Raw genomic sequence first — 17,939 nt, forward strand, 5'->3', positions numbered from 1 at the left:
AATGAAAAAAGGAGTAACCATAACTATTTTAATTGTAATTGCACTAGTGTTTTTTGGTGCTTTGTATTACTTGTATGCCAAGAATCAAGAACCACCGGTAGTTTTTCAAACCGATAAAACAGAAACTAAAACTATTGTAAAAACAACCATTGCAACTGGTAATATTGTTCCAGATGAAGAGGTTTTGATTAAACCCAATATTTCAGGAATCATTGAGGAAGTGTACATTAAGGCTGGAGAAACAATTAAAGCCGGAGATTTGATTGCTAAAATAAAAGTAGTAGCGAATGTTTCTACTTTGAATAACACTCAAAATCAAGTGCAAACTGCCAAAATTGATTTAGATAATCAAGAAAAATTATTCCAAAGACAAAAAACATTGTTCGACAAAGGCGTGATTTCTGCCAATGATTTTGATGCGGCTCAAGTGGCGTACAAGCAAGCAAAGCAAAACTATGCAGCGGCTAGAAAAAGCAACGATATCGTAAAAACAGGAACTACTTCTGGAATGGGCAATTATGCGAATACCTTGATTCGTTCTACTGTAAACGGAATGGTGCTTGATGTTCCTGTGAAAGTTGGAAATCAAGTTATAGAAAGTAACAATTTCAATGAAGGAACGACTATTGCAAGTGTAGCCGATGTAGGAAGAATGATTTTTGTTGGAAAAATCGACGAATCTGAAGTGGGTAAAATCAAAGAAAATTTGCCTATTGAGATTACGGTTGGTGCTATCGAAAACAAGAAATTCGATGCGGTTTTGAATTACATTGCTCCAAAAGGGAAAACCGAAAATGGTGCGATTCAATTTGAAATCAAAGCTAAAATGACTAACCGCGATAATACGTTTATTAGGGCCGGTTTAAGTGCCAATGCTTCTATTATTTTAGAAAAAGCTGATAAAGTTTTGGCAATCAAAGAAGCTTTGGTACAATTTGATAAAAAAACACAAAAACCTTATGTTGAAGTACAAACTGGACCGCAAAAATTTGTTCGTAAAGATTTGGTTTTGGGTGTAAGCGATGGAATTTATGTTGAGATAAAGGGTGGAATTAAAGCTTCTGATAAAATAAAAATTTGGAATCAAGGATTGTTAACCGAAGAGCCTAAGCCTTAATTAAGCCCCACAAACTAGTTGCTAATTTTGAAAAAATGTTAAATTTGTGCAGTATATTTGTTGCACTTTCATTCCCAATTTATGAAAAAAAATAATTATTTAAGTTTAGTGTTCTTTTTGTTCGCTTCCATTGTTGGAACGGCACAAACTAAAACCTGGACTTTAGAAGAGTGTGTAAAATATGCGATAGAAAATAATATTTCTATCAAAAACACCGCGCTAGATATCAAAACTGCTGAGATTAATAAAAAAGGGGCAGTGGGAAATTTTATTCCTTCGCTAAATGCTAATACTTCACACTCATGGAATATTGGTTTAAACCAAGATATTACAACCGGTTTACTGCGAAATCAAACCACTCAGTTTACTTCTGTAGGAGGAACATTAGGAGTTGATATTTATAAAGGCTTGCAAAATCAAAATACGTTACGTAGAGCGAATTTGGCTATTGTTGCCTCAAAATACCAATTGCTTAAAATGCAAGAAGATATTGCTTTAAATGTTGCGAATGCTTTTTTACAAATTTTGTTTAACAAAGAAAATTTAAAGGTACAAAATGAGCAATTGGCGATTAGTGAAAAGCAATTGGCACGTTCAGAAGAGTTGGTCAAAGCTGGATCAATACCAAGAGGAGATGTTTTGGATATTAAAGCAAACGTTGCAACCAACAAGCAAAATGTGATCACTGCCGAAAATGCGTTGTTGATTTCAAAATTGAGTTTAGCGCAGTTGTTACAGTTAAAAGATTTTTATGATTTTGATGTAGTAGATAATGAAAGTATTAAAGATGAGAATAATATATTGGCTCAACCTGCTACAGCCATTTATGATAAAGCAAAAGAATCTAGAACTGAGTTAAAAATTGCTAAAACGAATTTAGAAGTAGCTCAAAAAGACTTGGATATCGCCAAAGGAGCTTTTCAACCTACATTGCAAGGATTTTACAATTACAATACAAGGATTGCTTATGCTGATAGAATTGGGCTAGATCAAAATGGAAATCCAGTTTCCCAAGCTGCTTTACCTTTTTGGGATCAGTTTAAAGACAATAAGGGACAGGCTTTTGGCGCACAATTGTCTATACCAATTTTTAATGGATGGTCTGTGAAAAATAATGTTGAGCGTAACAAAGTTAATTTAGAGAAATCTAAAATTGCTTTAGAACAACAAGAATTAGATTTGCAAAGAAACGTGTATACCGCTTTTACAGATGCTAAAGGGGCTTTAAAAACACACGAGTCTGCTATTGTTTCCTTGGAGTCTAGACAAGAAGCGTTCAATTACGCGAAAGAACGTTATGCGGTGGGGATGATGAATTCTTTCGATTTCAATCAAGCACAAACGTTGTTGACCAATGCTCAATCTGAAGTAATCCGAACCAAATACGACTATATCTTTAAAATTAAAATACTTGAATTCTATTTTGGAATTCCAATCTTAAAAAACTAATACATTATGTCTAAGAAAACTATTTATATACTTTTAGCCGTTGCCGTTGTCTTAATAGGAACCTTAATAGGGCTTTCCAAATCGGGAGTAATTGGAAATAAAGATAAAGGAACCGAAATTGAAATTGCCAATGTGGCAGCATCTACCATTGTAGAAACCGTTTCTGCTACTGGAAAAATTCAACCCGAAATTGAAGTAAAAATATCTTCTGAAGTGTCGGGAGAAATCATTGCTTTGAATGTAAAAGAAGGACAAGTTGTAAAAAAAGGAGATTTATTGGTTAAAATAAATCCTGATTTGTATACTTCTGGATACAACAGAACTGTATCTAATTTATCAGGAAGTAAAGCGGTTTTAAATCAATCAGAAGCCTCATTTAAAGAAGCCAAAGCGAATTACGATCGAAACAAATCGTTGTACGATAAAGGGATTATTTCTAGAGCAGATTGGGACAAAGCTATCGCTTCTTTTGAAGTGGCCAAAGCCAACAAACAAAATGCGTTTTACAATGTGCAAAGTGCTTCAGCAACGGTATTGGAGGCCAAAGACAACTTAGGTAGAACGACTATTTATGCTCCTGCAGACGGTACAATTTCTGTGCTGAATGTAGAGTTAGGAGAACGCGTTTTAGGTACACAACAAATGGCTGGAACTGAGATTTTACGCGTTGCCAATTTGAACAATATGGAGGTTGAAGTAGATGTAAATGAAAATGATATTGTTAAGATAAAAGTAGGTGATGAAGCGAACGTAGAAGTAGACGCCTATTTGAAAAAGCAATTCAAAGGGGTAGTAACTAGTATTTCAAATTCGGCGAGTTCGGCTTTAACTGCTGATCAAGTAACTAATTTTAAAGTTAAAGTTAGAATTTTGAAAGAATCTTATCAGGATTTATTAGAAGGTAAGCCAAGTACTTATTCTCCTTTTAGACCAGGAATGACTGCGACTGTCGATATTATTACCAATACTAAATCGAATATTTTGACTGTGCCGATCAGCTCAGTTGTGGTAAAATCTGATACTGCAGCTGTAAAAGAAATTAAAGTAGAGGACCCTAACGAAGAGAAATCAAAACCGAAAAGCGATAAAAAATTCGAATGTGTTTTTGTGAAAGTTGGTAATAAAGCAAAAATTAGAGTGATTAAAACCGGTATACAAGATGATACTAATATTGAAGTTTTATCAGGATTGAAAAAGGGAGATGTAGTTATTACTGGGCCTTATACAACGGTTTCTAAAGAGCTCAATTCAGGGGATAAAGTCTCCTTGAAAACCGACAATGCAAAAGAAGGAAAGAAATAAAATAATAGTCTAACAACTTAAAAAATCACAATCGTCAAAGAAGATTGTGATTTTTTAAGTTTATACAATTTACGTTTTGGCATATCTATTAAATATTGAAACAGCTACTAAGAATTGTTCCGTGTCTTTGGCTAAAGATGGAAGTACACTTTTATGCAAAGAAATAGCAGAAGAAGGCTATTCTCATGCAGAACGTTTGCATATTTTTATAGAAGAAATTATCAAAGAGGCAGGAATTACGTTTCAAGACCTTAATGCTATTGCTGTGAGTCAAGGTCCTGGGTCCTATACGGGATTACGAATTGGTGTTTCGGCGGCCAAGGGCTTGTGTTATGCTTTGGATATACCGTTGATTGCGATTGATACGTTGCAAACTTTAGCGCGACAAGTAAAACAAACCGATGGTTGTATAGTTCCAATGATTGATGCCAGAAGAATGGAAGTATACAGTGCTATTTTTGATGCCAATTATGAGCAGAAGAGAGCCATTCAAGCCGAAGTGATTACCGAAAATTCGTTTGCCGATAGCAAAGAGACCATCTATTTTATTGGGGATTGCAACGAAAAATGTAAAACGGTACTTACGGCTCCCAATTTTGTTTTTTTAGAAGGGATTCAATATCCTTCTGCCAAAGAAATGAGTGCTTTGAGTTTTGAGAAATATCAAATAAGCGACACCGTAGATGTCGCTTATTTTGAACCTTTTTACTTGAAAGATTTTATGATTACTACCAAAAAGTAGTATTAGTTTTGAGTTGAAGATTCTCTAACATAAGGTTGGATTGTAATACCAGCAGCATCAAAAGCCAATTTGCAATTTTCTAATGTTTCCGAGAATACTGCGCCAAAATCCTCATTTTTAGCCCACGGACGCACCGCTAGCTGAATGGCATTATCGGTTAAGTTTTTCACGCCCACTTCTGGTGCTGGGTTAGACAATACTTTTGGATTACTTCGCATAACTTCTGCAATAATCTCCTTAGCTTTTTTGATATCCGTTTCATACGAAATAGCGATGGTCAAGTCGGCTCTGCGTTGCCCTTGTGTCGAATAATTGATAATAGTTCCGTTGGATAAAATTCCATTGGGAATAAAAATGGTTTGATTGTTTGCAGTAACCAGTTTGGTTACAAAAATTTGTATTTCTAAGACCGTGGCAATTTGACCTTGAGCTTCGATAGTATCTCCAACTTTGAAGGGTTTAAAAAGAATAATCAGCATTCCTCCTGCAAAATTAGAAAGAGAGCCTTGAAGTGATAAACCAACGGCCAATCCCATAGCTCCTAAGATGGCAACAAAAGAAGAGGTTTCTACGCCAAGCTTCGATATAAAAGCAATAAACAAAAGGATTCGCAATGCCCAAATCAGAATATCGGCTAAAAATTTTGTGAGTGTAGGATCTAATTCTCTTTTGATCATTATTTTTTTGATCAACCGAGTGATTAATCGGATAGCGTAAATACCGACAATTAGAATTACAAATGCCGATATGATTTTTGGAGAATAATCAAGAACTGCATTCCAAAGTAGCGATGCGTAATTGGTTAATTGGTTTGGGTTTACTTCCATAATACCTGTTTTTAATTAAAAAAACCTTCTCAATGAGAAGGTTTGGTGATATGCAAAAGTACAATTTTCAGAAATTATTTTGTAGCATCATCTACGTCTTTTTTAATTTCCTCTGCTTTTTCGGTTACATCTTCTGCGGCTTTCTCTGTTGCTGCTGAAGTTTTTTCTTTTACTTGATCCACCAAGTCTCCTATCGCTGTTTCAGCTTTGTCTGCATATTCACTGATGGTTTCTTTGGCTTGATTGGCATATTCTTCTGCTTTTTCTATAACTGGAGCAGCGGCCGTGCTGACTTTATCGATAGTTTCGTCAGCTAATTTTTCTGCTTTTTCAAGGTATGGTGCAGTGGTCTCTTTTACCTTTTCTAAGGATTCATCTGCAAACTTAATGGCACTATCGATATGAGGCGCTGCGGCTTCTTTTACTTCTTCAAAAGTTGATTCTGCTTCTTTTGCTAACTCTGATGCAGATTCTTTTGCTGATCCAAATAGATTTTTAAAAAATGATGTTACTCCCATGGTATTTGATAGTTAAAATTAGTATTACAATGATAAACAATTTATTATGAAAAGTTTTCTTTTTTGGTTTTAAAATAACTGAAAATTAACTATTTAAATATTTTGGAAATAAAAAAAGCGCCTCATTTGAGACGCCTAATGTGATGTAGACTCAAATTATACTGCTTCTACTTTTATATTGTCATTATTCAACATGCTTTTTAGCATATTTTCAATCCCACTTTTTAAAGTGAAAGTTGAAGAAGGACATCCATTGCAAGCTCCTTGCATCATTACTTTTACAGTATCAGTTTGGTCGTCATAAGAATCAAAAACAATATTACCGCCATCGGCTGCTACAGCAGGTTTTACATATTCTTCTAAAATGTTGATGATCTTTTGAGAAGTTTCGTCAAGGCTGTCAAAGTTTGCATCTTTTACCTTTTCGTCTTTTAATGCAATATCCAAAAGCGATTCGTCGATAACCGTTCCTCCATTTTCGATGAATTGCTTGATAAACGTTCTGAGCTCTAATGTGATTTCTTGCCAGTCGTTGATTTCGTATTTGGTCACCGAAACATAGTTCTCGTCAATAAAAACCTCTTTAACATATGGGAATTTGAATAATTCTTGTGCCAAAGGGGAAGAGGAGGTTTGGTCAATGTTTTTGTATTCTACAGGAGTTTTGGTAAGCATTCTACTTACTACAAATTTTAATGCTGCAGGGTTTGGAGTCGTTTCCCCGTATACCGTGATAGGTTGTTTTTTACTTTTATTTTCGTCAACGGTTAGGATTGTTCCTCCATCATTTACAAATTTTTCAATTTGTTCTGCTACGGCATCTTTTACATCGTCCCATTCTACAATGCTAAAGCGTTCTATAGCAATAAAATTTCCAGAAATATACACTGTTTTTACAAATGGCAAATAGAATAATTGTTGTGCCAAAGGAGAGTTTTTGGTCTCATCAATGTTCTTGAATTCATAGTTTTCATTTTGTGTAATGAAATCTGGAAATTCGAATTTCAATATTGTTGGATTTTGGGTTTCCTTTATAGTTATTTTTGTCATGGCTTATTATTTTTTGCAAAATTACTAAAGTTATTTTCTACTAATACCTATATTTGGTTTTTTATAAGATTAATTGATAAAAACAAGAATAATAAGCTTGAACTCCACTCATTTGTCTTGTTTCTGGTCTATCGATTTCATTAATAGTATTTCTAAATGTATACAAAAATTAAGTTTTTAAGTCTTGTTCTTTTTGTAATAGGCTTTGCCAATGCACAAGAAGGTATTCCTGTTTATTCTGATTATTTATCTGATAATTATTACTTGATACACCCTTCTATGGCTGGTGCTGCTAATTGTGCTAAGGTGCGTTTAACAGCGCGTAAGCAATGGTTTGGACAAGAAGATGCACCACAATTGCAAACTTTAAGTTTTAATGGTCGTGTATCGGATAGAGCAGGGGCTGGAATTATTGTTTTTAATGATAAAAATGGCTACCACTCTCAAAAAGGATTAAAGGTTTCTTATGCTTATCATTTGTTGTTTTCTCGCGATGAAATAGATTTGAATCAATTGTCTTTCGGATTGAGTGCAGGAGTAATTCAAAGTCAGTTGGATGAAACCGAGTTTTTGAATTCTGGAGATTTTGACCCAAATATTAATGGAACAATTGTACAAAGTGATTCCTATCTGAATTTTGATTTTGGTGCTTCGTACAATTATTTGAATTTCTACGCTCATGGAACAATTAAAAATGTAGTTGAGACTAGACGAGAAATTTACAGCGTCTATGAAAGTGATAATTTGAGAAAATACTTGTTGAGTGCAGGTTATGTTTTTGGTAGCAAAGAGCGAGTTTTATGGGAACCATCGGTTTTATTTCAATTGACTGAAAAAACTCAAGAAAAAACAATCGATATTAACTTGAAAGCTTACAAGAATTTAGATTTTGGAAGCTTATGGGGAGGATTGTCTTATCGTAGAACTTTGGATGGCGCTGAATATGTTAAGAATAATAGTGTTGCTACACAAAAACTACAATTTTTCAGCCCTATAGTTGGTTTAAATTATAACAACTTTATGATAGCTTATACTTATTCGCAAGTAGCAGGTGCCGTTCGTTTTGACAATGGTGGTTATCATCAAATTACGCTAGGGTTGAACCTATTTTGCAAACGAGAAAAATACGAGTGTAATTGTCCTGCAATTAATTAATTTTTTCAAATTTCAAGTTATGTTGATTAAAGCTGTAAATGGAAAATCACCGCAAATTCCAGACGATTGTTATGTTGCTGAAAATGCAACTATAGTTGGTGAAGTTTCTTTTGGTGAATCTTGTAGTGTATGGTTTAATGCAGTAATAAGAGGAGATGTTAATTCAATTTCGATTGGAAATAAAGTCAATATTCAAGATGGAGCAGTAATACATTGTACTTACCAAAAGCATCCAACAGTAATTGGGAACAATGTCTCAATTGGTCATAATGCAATTGTTCATGGATGTACGATTCATGACAATGTTTTAATTGGGATGGGAGCTATCGTAATGGATAATTGTGTTGTCGAGAGCAATGCAATTGTAGCAGCTGGTTCTGTAATTACTCAAAATACAGTAGTACCTTCGGGGACAATTTTTGCTGGAGTTCCTGCAAAAAAAGTAAAAGATATCGATCAATCTGATTTTGCTGGCGAAATTGAACGTATCTCTAATAATTACGTGATGTACTCAAGCTGGTTTAAAGAGGAAAAAGAATTATAGATTGATACGCTGAAAGAACTCGTTTTTATAGCCTTCACTAATTGGAATTCGCTTGTCAGTAATCATTACTTTATTTTTCTGGATGGATTTAATATGTTTGATATTTATGATGTAAGAACGATGAGTTCTCGCAAATCCTTTTGGAGAAAGCAACCCTTCTAATTTTATTAAACTCGTTAGTGTCAACGTGAACTTTTTATCGGTAGTGTAAATTTTTACATAATCCTTTAATCCTTCGATGTATAAAATATCATCAAAGTTTAATTTCACATTCTCATATTCAGCTCTAACAAATATAAAATCGTGCTCTACTTCTGGTTGTGATAGAGGTGCTTGGTTTATGGGTGCTTGCGCTGGGAGGAACAATTGTTGTGCTCGAGAAACAGATTTTAAAAAACGATGAAACGGAATGGGTTTTACTAAATAATCAACTGCGCCAAGATTAAAGCCTTCTACTGCATAATTAGAATATGCGGTTGTGAAAATAATCATTGGTTTTTTTTCTAATGCGTTGATGAATTCAATTCCATTAAAATGAGGCATTTCTATATCCAAAAAAATCAAATCAATTGGTAGTGTATTGATTTTGGCCAAAGCATCAATGGCGTTTGAAAACGTGGTTACGAGTTCTAAATAATCAATTTTCGACACAAAGTCTTGAAGTAATTCTACTCCTAGAGGTTCGTCGTCAATAATTACGCATTTAATCTTTGTCATTTTTCTTCAATTAATTTTGGATTTTATCCAGATGTAAACTCAAATGAACAGTGTATTTATTTCCCGTTTCACTAATAGTGAGCTTGTGGGAATTGGGATATAAAAGTTTTAATCTACTTTCGATATTAGACAAACCTATACCTGAATTTTTAGGGTCGATAGTGATTTTTTCTACTTTGTTTTCTACGAAAAAATCCAAATCGTTGTCCACAATCGAAATTCTTATTTTGACATAAGCAGCCCCTTTGTAATCGGTTCCGTATTTAAAAGCATTTTCAATAAATGAAATCAATAACAAGGGTTCAATAAATTTGTTTTTGGTGTCTCCGTGAACATTTATTGTGATGTTTTCGATATTATTTAGCCTCAGTTTCTGCAAATCTATATAATTCTTGATATAGTTGATTTCATTTTCCAGAAAAACATATTTATTGTCGGTTTCATAGAGCATATAGCGCATAAGCTCCGAAAGGGTGACAATAGCATCAGGTACTAAATCGGATTTTTTATGAGCCAACGAATAAATGCTATTAAGCGAGTTGAATAAAAAATGGGGATTGGTTTGTTTGCGTAAATAAATTAAATCTGAAGCATTTTTTTGAGCTTCGGCAATGAGTTTATTCTGTTGATTGCTATAGTACTCCGATAATATTTTGATGATAGTGCTAATTGCAGTTAATAAAATATAGAATAAAGAGGGAAAAAATTTAAAAAAAAGAGGACGGTTTCGAGGTCTTAATCTTGGATTTATTGGTGGTAAATTTGAAGAACCATTATTCCTAATCGGAAAATCTGTTCTGAATTCGGGCATAAAATACAAGGAGCGAATAATCATAAAAAAACCTATAAGGGCTATGAGATATAAAAAATAGGTACCATATTTTTTTTGAAGCAATAAATGAGGGACACAATAAAAATAGTTAAAATAAAAAACGATGATACCCGAAGCCCATTGCACAAAAAAATCACTCGAAATTTTATAAGGAGCTTCATAAAATTGGACGAGTGATGCTATAATGAAAAAACACCAAATCAAGCCTTGAGCTAGAAAGCTGTTTGAGGTGTTGTTTTTTAAAATATTGAGATTCATCTAGATTTTTATAGCTAATAAAATGATATCTTTTTTAGTGATTGTTGGCGATAGATCGTGGTTTAATTTATCGACAACCAAAGTACCTAATTTTAAGGCATCTTTTTCGGTTTCAAAACTTTTTTCTTTACTAATCACCGGTATAATGGTTTGTTTTATGATGGTTTTGTCACCAAGTGTTATGGTGTAGCCCCAGCCATTATTGACTTTTATTGTTTCGAGTTGGTACTCTTTTTTTGGGCTACAAGCATACAGAAAAAATGCGAAGACTAAGGCTGGAAGGCCATTTTTATACTTTATTTTTAAAAACTGCTGACCATTTTGCCAGCAGTTTTTAGTTAAAACATTAATTATCATCATCGTTTTGTTCTTCTAAGGGTTTGAATTCCCAAGTGTCGTCAAAATATGAAGTTCCTGATTTTCCTAATAATACAAAACCTCTTTGATTGATTGAAAAACCAATAGCATCCGTTCTACCTGAACCTTCAAGAGAAGTTCTTTCTTTCCAAATATCAGTGCTTGGATTGTATTCCCAAATTGATTTTGCATTTTCGCCAACCGCAATGTAGCCTAATCCATTCATAGAGAAACTCGAAGCATTACTTCTGGCAATGGTATAATCATCGTGATCGTCTTCGTCATCATCAAGGTTTCTTTTTCTTGTCCAAACTTCGGTTTTGGGGTCAAAAACCCAAAAATCTGTTTGATAAACGCCACTGTTGATTCCTGTCCCTAAATAAGCTTTATCGTCAATGATAAAAACAGTGGCATTACGTCTTTTATTTCCGCTAAAGCCATTGGCTAAGGTCCAAGTATCTGTTGTAGCATTGTATTGATAAAAGTCCTTTAAATGGTTTCCATCATATCCAGTCCCAAAATAAGCTTTTCCGCCTACTTGAAATCCTACAGCACCGTATCTAGCGGTTCCTGCAAAATCAGCTTTCTGTGACCAAGTATTGGTTTGCGGATTGTATTCGTAAAAGTCTTTTAAGCGATTCGTTCCATCGTAACCAAGACCAACATAGCCTTTATTATTCAAATCAAATGCTGATGCAGAACTTCTACCAACGCCAGGGAAATCTGCTTTTTGTTCCCAATAATCACCTTCGGAATTGTACGCCCAAAGGTCTTTTAAGTAATCATCGCCAGTGTAGCCTGTTGTGATGAAAGCATAAGTGTCGATGACAAAAAATGTAGCACTGGATCGAGCAGGACCATCAAATGCGGATCTTTTTATCCAGTTTCCCATCAAATCATCATCATCATCGTCGTTCGAACATCCAATAAAAAATAAACTGCAAATCACAGTTACTAAAAGAGTTTTTGTTTTAAAGCTATTCATAGAATTAAGTATTTATTAAAGTTTGTATTGTAAACCAATAGCCAGTAAATAGCCATCTTTTATGGGTAGTGAAATTGAATTATCTAACGAAGAGGTAGATTTATAGTCTTTTTGAAAGGAATAACCACACTTGAAATTGGCTTTCCATCTCTCATCGATTTGACGTTCATAGTTGAGGCTCGAATTAATTTGTGAAAAAGTAAATGTTCCAGTTCCATTGTTGGTATTGAATTGATTTCCTTCATAGGAATGGTTCCAGAAGAATATATTTCGACTATTATTTGAATAAGATATTTGGCTTTCTGGAAAACCAATTGCCGCTTTTAGTTTCTCATTCAATTGAAGATGATAGGTAAATGAAGGAAGGATTTTTGGGGTACCTAATGCTGTACTCCTTAGTATTCCTCCACTCAAACTGTGATGAACATTGATTTTATAATCTATCAGTATTTCTCCTAATAAAAGAAAGTCATTCCAGCTTGCTTTTTCGTCATAATTAAAGGCTGTGATGACCTTAGCTCGTAGTTGAAAATGGTCATTCACTTTTCGGCTGTATGCTAATCGATTTTCAATACTTGAATACTCACTATCGTTTTTGAACGAATAGGCATTTGATTCTTGATTAATATTCGTTTTCGTATAGCTCATATTGTTTTCAATCTCGTTGTTCTTTGACCAATTTTTTTTTAATGTAATTCCAAATGCGTTAGTTGTAACCGTTGTTTTTTTGGTTGGCTCAGTTTTTAGATTTAAGTAAGGAGTGAGCAGTGTTTGTGCTGAATTTATTTGCGTACTTACCAAAAAAAGAACCGTGACAATTTTTAAAAATCTCATATCATTATCTATTGGGGCAAATCTAGTTTCGATTTGTGGTATTAAAAAAAGAGATAGATAAGTGACTTGTTTTGCTAGATAGAATAGTGGATTTGTACGTTGAATGAAAAATAATTTATCAAAAGCGGTTGGTAGCAAAAAACATCCTTTTTGTCGTGTTGAAAAGCTTGTTGGTATATGTTATACTCTTGCCTGTATGGGGGTTTTTATATTTGCGAAAAAAAAAGATGTATCGATTTTTAGTTGTATTTTTTGTTTTGATAGTTGTGATTTCCTGTGATTCTGATGTTGATGAAGGGAAGTTTATTGTTGGGTCAGATTATTTGTCGGTGACCAATAAAGTCTTATTGCTTGATACCTTAACGGTTGATTTGTCTACGATTCAATTGGATTCTTTAATTACATCCAATACGAGTAGAATTTTGGTTGGTAATTATTTAGATCCCCTTTTTGGAAATGTTGTTTCAGAAAGTTATTTTCAATTGACGCCTACTGCTTATACTATTGAAGATGCCACATCAGACACGAATGCCCCTAATTACGTATTCGATTCAATAGCGATGATTTTAAAATATGATCGATATTATTATGGCGATACTACCAAAGTTCAAAATTTGTCAGTGCACCAATTGACCCAAAAAGTAAAACCAGTTTCTATAGATAATTCGGTAAAGGATTTTTATAATAAATCAAAATTAAAATATGAAAGCCAAAGTTTAGGAGGATTGACCTATAAACCTAGACCTATTGGACGAGATTCCTTGAATGTAAGATTGAGTGATAGTTTTGGAAGCGCTTTGTTCTTGAAGCTACAGAAAAAAGAGATTACAGATGTCAATGAATTGATTGATTATTTTAAAGGTATCGTCATCAAAAGTGGTTCTTCAAGTTCAAATTGTGTAGTTGGTTTTGGGACTTCAAGCGTGATACGAATGTATTATTCAGATTCTAAATCTAAGATCGAAGAAAAGTCTTTGTACAGAGATTTTACCATTGCTGATTTAAGTAAGCAGTTCAATGCTATACAATCCGATCGGACGGGTACTTTGATTGAAAATTTGCCTACCTCTAGATTTAATTTGCCCTCAACTAGTGTTTTTAATCAATCGTTTACTCAATCTGGAACTGGTGTTATGAGCCGAGTGAGTTTTCCTAATTTGAAGCAACTTCAGTACATAGCAGCGAAGGGCTCCATTATCAAAGCGGAGTTATTTATTCGACCGATTAAGAATTCGTATTCAAAGTCCTTTCCGTTGGCGGATTCCTTACAGGTCTATACTAGTGATAATCTAAATCGAATAACCTCTAGATTATATGGAAATGATGGAAATCCTGTGTACGGAATTTTAAATACGAAAGAAGATGAGTTCAATGAATCCATTGGTTACACAATACCCATCGGAGATTTTTTAAGAAAAGAAGTTTTGAAATTGACAGAAACCAAAGCGTCATTATTACTCGCGTTACCAAGCTTTGATAAAGGAGTAAATCGAGTGGTTTTTGGCGACCAAAGCAATAAAGAAAGTAAGCTTCAAGTAAAAATATATTACATTACGTATTAATGAAAAACAATAAAATTTTCGTTGCACTATTGCTATTGATTAGCTCTATGTCTTTTTCACAAAGTGTATCCACTTCCCCTTATTCTATCTACGGAATTGGAAATCTTTATCAATCCGATTTTGGTCCCATTCCTTCCTTAGGCTCTTCAGGATTGGCATTGCCGTCATCCAAATTTATTAATAACTTGAACCCAGCTTCATTTGGTTTTCTAACGGCGAATCACTTTTTGTTTGATGTGGGAGGGAAAGCTATTCAAGCGGAGTATAAGAACAATGAAACTTCTGAGAGTAGAAATAATGTTCAATTTTCACATATTGGGTTCGCTTTTCCAGTAACTTCAAAATCAGGATTGAATATTGTATTAAAGCCGTATACTAGTTCTTCTTATAAGATTACTGGTTTAAAATTACCCATTGAGAATAGTATAGAAAGCTATTATTTGAGTGTTTTAGGTAGCGGTGGACTCAATAATTTTGATGTTTCTTATGGCTATCAATTGTCCAAAAAATGGGCTTTGGGTCTTACGACTTCGTTTTTATTTGGGAATACTAATGATACAAGAAATTACTATGTAGGAACTACAATTACTACAATTGACAAAGACATCCATTACAACGGAATTCGGCCTGTTTTAGGACTGCAATACCAGTCAGAAGCACTTCTTAGTTTTGGTGGAGTGGTTAAATTTCCGGCTCAAGTAAATGCTTCTAAAGTACAAACAGTAAGTACTGTCGATAACGAAGTTACAACTCCTTTGCAAACCGATGTTGCTTCCAATCAAGATGATTTTTATATTCCTCTTGAGTTGGGAGTAGGGGTGAGTGCTAAATTCAAAAACAACTTACAACTTACTTTAGATTATGAACGTAGTTTTTGGAGCTCTACAAATCAATCTGATTTGTATGGAAGTTTTGTTGATAGTAATCGATTTGCTGTGGGATTTTTATATAAAAAACCTAAAGAACGACTCAGTTATTTTGACCGCGTACAGTATTCGGGAGGATTTAATTTTGATACTGGTTCGCTTGAGGTGAATAATAAAAAAATTGAAGATAAATCAATCTCTATTGGTTTGTCATTACCAATAGATTATACTTCTAGCGCTTTGAATATATCTTATTCGTACGGACAAAGAGCAAAAATTAGTGGAGGTTTAATCAAGGAAAATTACCATAAACTATCGTTGAATTTGTCACTTGATGGCATTTGGTTTGTAAAAAGAAAAATAAATTAAAAGTCTTTATAAAGAACTTCATAGTTGTTTTCTAGTATATCCGAAAGGACTTTCGAATCTGTATTGGTATAAAAAATGGGGTGACTTTCAGTCAAATTAGAGAGTCCTACTTTTTCTTTCAAAACATTCTGTGTCTGTTTCGCAACTGCTTCTCCAGAATCAATTATTTGAATATGGGGAGGCAGTATTTTTTTTATTTGAGGTATAAGGTAAGGATAATGACTACATCCTAAAACAAGATAATCAATATTTGCCTCGATCATTGGTGTAAGATATTCAGTAAGCAATTGATTCATTTCTGTAGAGTCGATGTTACCGCTTTCAATTAGTTGAACCAATCCGTGACCAATTTGTTCAATGATTTTGGTGTTTTGATACATCTCGACTGTTTTGTTGAATAATTCACTGTTTAAAGTGCCTTGAGTGGCAAGAATCCCAATCGTTTGAGTCTTAGAATGTGTTGCCGCAGGTTTGATAGCTGGTTCAATCCCGATAAAAGGAATGTCGTATTTGGCTCTTAATTCTCTAATGGCATTGGTAGTGGCAGTATTACAAGCCACTACTATCAGTTTACATCCCATTTCTAGTAAAAGTTCTGTGTTTTTTATGCTCAATGCTATGATTTCCTGTTTGGACTTTTGTCCGTAAGGAGCATTCTTACTATCGGCCAAATAAATAGTTTGTTCGTTAGGAAGCAATTGATGGATGGCTTTCCAAATAGAAGTGCCACCGATACCAGAATCAAAAACGCCAATGGGTTGGTTATTATTCATAGCAACAAAGTTACTTATTTATATAAATGGTTCAAAAAAAAAACTGCTCCAATCAAAAGAAAGGAGCAGTTAAAGTATAGGTAGTTATTTCTTAGAATCCTAAATCTTTTTTTACATCAGCAGTCAAGTCTGGACCGTCTGCTAATAAAAGTGAAGCAGCATCCAAAATGTATTGCATTCCTTTTGCTTTACCAATTTTTTGGATAGATGTTCTTACTTTTTCGTATAATGGTTTAGTAATATCAGATTCTTTTTGTTGTAACTCTTTTTGAGCATTATCTCTGTAAGCTACTATACGTTGTTGCATGTCTTGTACTTCTTTACCACGAGTTTCATTCACGGCATCAGTAACAGTTTTTGCTTCAGCATCGTATTTTTTTAATAAATCTTGATACTCAGTTACCATTTTTTTATATTCTGCATCATAAGTAGTGCTCAATTTTTCTAGTTGTTTTTGAGCATCTAGCATAGCTGGCATTTTAGTCATAATTTCAGCAACATTTACATGTGCAACCTTTGCTTGAGCATTCATTGTATTTGCTCCCAATACTACCATTGCTGCAATTAATAAAGTTTTGATTTGTTTCATTGTTTTAAAAAATTTAGTAATTAATTTCCGTTTGTTTTTTGTTTTAATTCTTCTTCTTTAGCTTTTCTCTGAGCTTCTCTTTCTTCTAATATCTTTTTTCTTTTTTCCTCTAATGCTTTTTTACGATCGGCTATTTCTTGTTTTTTAGCTTCAGCTGATTTGGCTCTTTCAGCAGCAACTCTTTCTCTTTCAATTTCAGCATCACTCTTTGTTGCTGGTGCAGTGCCGTCTTTTGCTGTTACAGCTGTTTTTTCTGTATTGGCCTTTTCTGTGGCTACTTTTTCAGTGGGTGCAGAAACTGTGCCATTTTTTTTAGCTTCTCTTTCTTCTTTTAATTTACGTCTATTTTCTTCGAATTCTTTTCTTTTCTGCTCTTGTAACTGAATACGTTCTGTTAGCGCTTTTTCTCTAGCAGCTTTTTTGGCTTCTATTTGTAATTGACGTTCATTTAACTCTGGATTTTCATCTAGAGCTTCTTGAATTTTTTCTTTAACCTGTTCAGCTTCTAGTTGTTTTTTACTGAGTTGCTCTCGCTTTTCAGTATTGTTTAATTTTCGCAATACCTGATCACTAATGTCGAATCTTTTTGCTGCAAAAAGCATTGTCATATCCGAAGTCTTATCAAAAATAAAATCAAATTTTAAACGTTCTGCAATATCTTGAACAATAGTGAAAACCTGATCTTGTACCGGTTTTGACAAGGAACTTTTTTGATATATATAATCCCCATTAGCTCCAAACCTTTTTTGTTGATATTCTAATAATTCAGTGTCAAGAAATTTAATTTCGGTTTCTCTTTCCTCGATTAATTCTCTTGTAAGCAATGCTTTTTCAATGGTAAGAGCGTCTTTTAATTTTTTTATTTCATTTTTTTTAACTTCAATTTCTTGTTTCCAAGTTTGAGCTTTAGCTTCAAGTTGATTGGTTGCGTCAATATAGCCATTTACATTTTGTAAAATGTACTCCATATCTATGTAACCAATTTTTGGGCCTTTAGATTGGGCATTACCAATTACAACTCCAAAAAGGGATAAAAATATAAATAAAATATGTTTTCTCATAACTTTATAGCGTTGAATATGGTTAGTTTCAA

Annotated in this window: 19 protein-coding genes; 8 read left to right on the forward strand and 11 right to left on the reverse strand. The window is 33.8% G+C overall.

Features of this window, described 5'->3' with window-relative positions:
- The first annotated feature begins 1 nt into the window (after position 1).
- From FLAVO9AF_RS14205 to tsaB, 4 genes are all read left to right on the forward strand, one after another.
- A complete protein-coding gene (locus tag FLAVO9AF_RS14205; RefSeq protein ID WP_159690249.1) occupies positions 2 to 1,117 on the forward strand; it encodes an efflux RND transporter periplasmic adaptor subunit in 1,116 nt (371 codons plus the stop codon).
- Between the two features lie 81 nt (positions 1,118 to 1,198).
- Positions 1,199 to 2,566, forward strand: a complete 1,368-nt coding sequence (locus FLAVO9AF_RS14210; RefSeq protein ID WP_159690252.1) for a TolC family protein — start codon at positions 1,199 to 1,201, stop codon at positions 2,564 to 2,566.
- A gap of 6 nt (positions 2,567 to 2,572) precedes the next feature.
- On the forward strand, positions 2,573 to 3,868 hold the full coding sequence (locus tag FLAVO9AF_RS14215; RefSeq protein WP_159690255.1) for an efflux RND transporter periplasmic adaptor subunit: 1,296 nt from the start codon (positions 2,573 to 2,575) through the stop codon (positions 3,866 to 3,868).
- Between the two features lie 76 nt (positions 3,869 to 3,944).
- Positions 3,945 to 4,610 (forward strand): tRNA (adenosine(37)-N6)-threonylcarbamoyltransferase complex dimerization subunit type 1 TsaB, encoded by a 666-nt coding sequence (gene tsaB, locus FLAVO9AF_RS14220; protein WP_159690258.1) that lies wholly within the window; start codon positions 3,945 to 3,947, stop codon positions 4,608 to 4,610.
- A 2-nt stretch (positions 4,611 to 4,612) separates the two neighbouring features.
- Here the strand turns inward: tsaB and FLAVO9AF_RS14225 are convergent, their stop codons facing one another.
- From FLAVO9AF_RS14225 to FLAVO9AF_RS14235, 3 genes are all read right to left on the reverse strand, one after another.
- The gene (locus tag FLAVO9AF_RS14225; RefSeq protein WP_159690261.1) at positions 4,613 to 5,437 is read right to left on the reverse strand and encodes a mechanosensitive ion channel family protein; all 825 of its coding nucleotides are present in this window, start codon (positions 5,435 to 5,437) and stop codon (positions 4,613 to 4,615) included.
- 74 nt (positions 5,438 to 5,511) lie between these two features.
- The gene (locus FLAVO9AF_RS14230) at positions 5,512 to 5,955 is read right to left on the reverse strand and encodes a YtxH domain-containing protein (RefSeq protein ID WP_159690264.1); all 444 of its coding nucleotides are present in this window, start codon (positions 5,953 to 5,955) and stop codon (positions 5,512 to 5,514) included.
- Positions 5,956 to 6,111: 156 nt separating this feature from the next.
- Positions 6,112 to 7,005 carry a NifU family protein gene (locus tag FLAVO9AF_RS14235; RefSeq protein WP_159690267.1) on the reverse strand — a complete coding sequence of 298 codons (894 nt, stop codon included), beginning with the start codon at positions 7,003 to 7,005 and terminating at the stop codon, positions 6,112 to 6,114.
- A 156-nt stretch (positions 7,006 to 7,161) separates the two neighbouring features.
- On the opposite strand from FLAVO9AF_RS14235, the gene FLAVO9AF_RS14240 reads away from it, so the two are divergent.
- Entirely contained in the window at positions 7,162 to 8,160 is a 999-nt protein-coding gene (locus FLAVO9AF_RS14240; protein WP_159690270.1) for a type IX secretion system membrane protein PorP/SprF, read from the forward strand.
- A 19-nt stretch (positions 8,161 to 8,179) separates the two neighbouring features.
- The gene (locus tag FLAVO9AF_RS14245; RefSeq protein ID WP_159690273.1) at positions 8,180 to 8,704 is read left to right on the forward strand and encodes a gamma carbonic anhydrase family protein; all 525 of its coding nucleotides are present in this window, start codon (positions 8,180 to 8,182) and stop codon (positions 8,702 to 8,704) included.
- Here the strand turns inward: FLAVO9AF_RS14245 and FLAVO9AF_RS14250 are convergent.
- The 5 genes from FLAVO9AF_RS14250 to FLAVO9AF_RS14270 are packed head-to-tail and all read right to left on the reverse strand — an operon-like array spanning position 8,699 to position 12,687.
- Positions 8,699 to 9,421 (reverse strand): LytTR family DNA-binding domain-containing protein, encoded by a 723-nt coding sequence (locus FLAVO9AF_RS14250; protein WP_315153864.1) that lies wholly within the window; start codon positions 9,419 to 9,421, stop codon positions 8,699 to 8,701. The two genes, FLAVO9AF_RS14245 and FLAVO9AF_RS14250, sit on opposite strands and share 6 nt — an antisense overlap.
- A gap of 10 nt (positions 9,422 to 9,431) precedes the next feature.
- Positions 9,432 to 10,511 carry a sensor histidine kinase gene (locus FLAVO9AF_RS14255; RefSeq protein WP_159690275.1) on the reverse strand — a complete coding sequence of 360 codons (1,080 nt, stop codon included), beginning with the start codon at positions 10,509 to 10,511 and terminating at the stop codon, positions 9,432 to 9,434.
- Positions 10,512 to 10,871, reverse strand: coding sequence for a DUF4907 domain-containing protein (locus tag FLAVO9AF_RS14260; RefSeq protein ID WP_159690278.1), 360 nt, complete (start codon positions 10,869 to 10,871; stop codon positions 10,512 to 10,514). It lies immediately after the preceding gene.
- Entirely contained in the window at positions 10,858 to 11,853 is a 996-nt protein-coding gene (locus tag FLAVO9AF_RS14265; protein WP_159690281.1) for a kelch repeat-containing protein, read from the reverse strand. The genes FLAVO9AF_RS14260 and FLAVO9AF_RS14265 overlap by 14 nt, the downstream gene beginning before the upstream one ends.
- A 15-nt stretch (positions 11,854 to 11,868) precedes the next feature.
- Complete coding sequence (locus tag FLAVO9AF_RS14270) at positions 11,869 to 12,687, reverse strand: DUF6268 family outer membrane beta-barrel protein (protein WP_159690284.1); 819 nt, start codon at positions 12,685 to 12,687, stop codon at positions 11,869 to 11,871.
- Between the two features lie 227 nt (positions 12,688 to 12,914).
- Here FLAVO9AF_RS14270 and FLAVO9AF_RS14275 point away from each other — a divergent pair, with 227 nt between their 5' ends.
- Both FLAVO9AF_RS14275 and FLAVO9AF_RS14280 read left to right on the forward strand, forming a co-directional pair.
- Positions 12,915 to 14,249 carry a DUF4270 family protein gene (locus FLAVO9AF_RS14275; protein WP_159690286.1) on the forward strand — a complete coding sequence of 445 codons (1,335 nt, stop codon included), beginning with the start codon at positions 12,915 to 12,917 and terminating at the stop codon, positions 14,247 to 14,249.
- Positions 14,249 to 15,484, forward strand: a complete 1,236-nt coding sequence (locus FLAVO9AF_RS14280) for an aromatic hydrocarbon degradation protein (protein WP_159690289.1) — start codon at positions 14,249 to 14,251, stop codon at positions 15,482 to 15,484. Before FLAVO9AF_RS14275 ends, FLAVO9AF_RS14280 begins: the two co-directional genes overlap by 1 nt.
- Here the strand turns inward: FLAVO9AF_RS14280 and murI are convergent.
- The 3 genes from murI to FLAVO9AF_RS14295 form a co-directional block, all read right to left on the reverse strand.
- Positions 15,481 to 16,257 (reverse strand): glutamate racemase, encoded by a 777-nt coding sequence (gene murI, locus FLAVO9AF_RS14285; protein ID WP_159690291.1) that lies wholly within the window; start codon positions 16,255 to 16,257, stop codon positions 15,481 to 15,483. The two genes, FLAVO9AF_RS14280 and murI, sit on opposite strands and share 4 nt — an antisense overlap.
- Before the next feature lie 91 nt (positions 16,258 to 16,348).
- Entirely contained in the window at positions 16,349 to 16,846 is a 498-nt protein-coding gene (locus FLAVO9AF_RS14290) for an OmpH family outer membrane protein (RefSeq protein ID WP_159690294.1), read from the reverse strand.
- Between the two features lie 20 nt (positions 16,847 to 16,866).
- A complete protein-coding gene (locus FLAVO9AF_RS14295; protein ID WP_159690297.1) occupies positions 16,867 to 17,907 on the reverse strand; it encodes an OmpH family outer membrane protein in 1,041 nt (346 codons plus the stop codon).
- Positions 17,908 to 17,939: the final 32 nt, after the last annotated feature.

The organism is Flavobacterium sp. 9R (assembly GCF_902506345.1).
In the GTDB taxonomy this organism is placed as follows: Bacteria; Bacteroidota; Bacteroidia; order Flavobacteriales; family Flavobacteriaceae; genus Flavobacterium.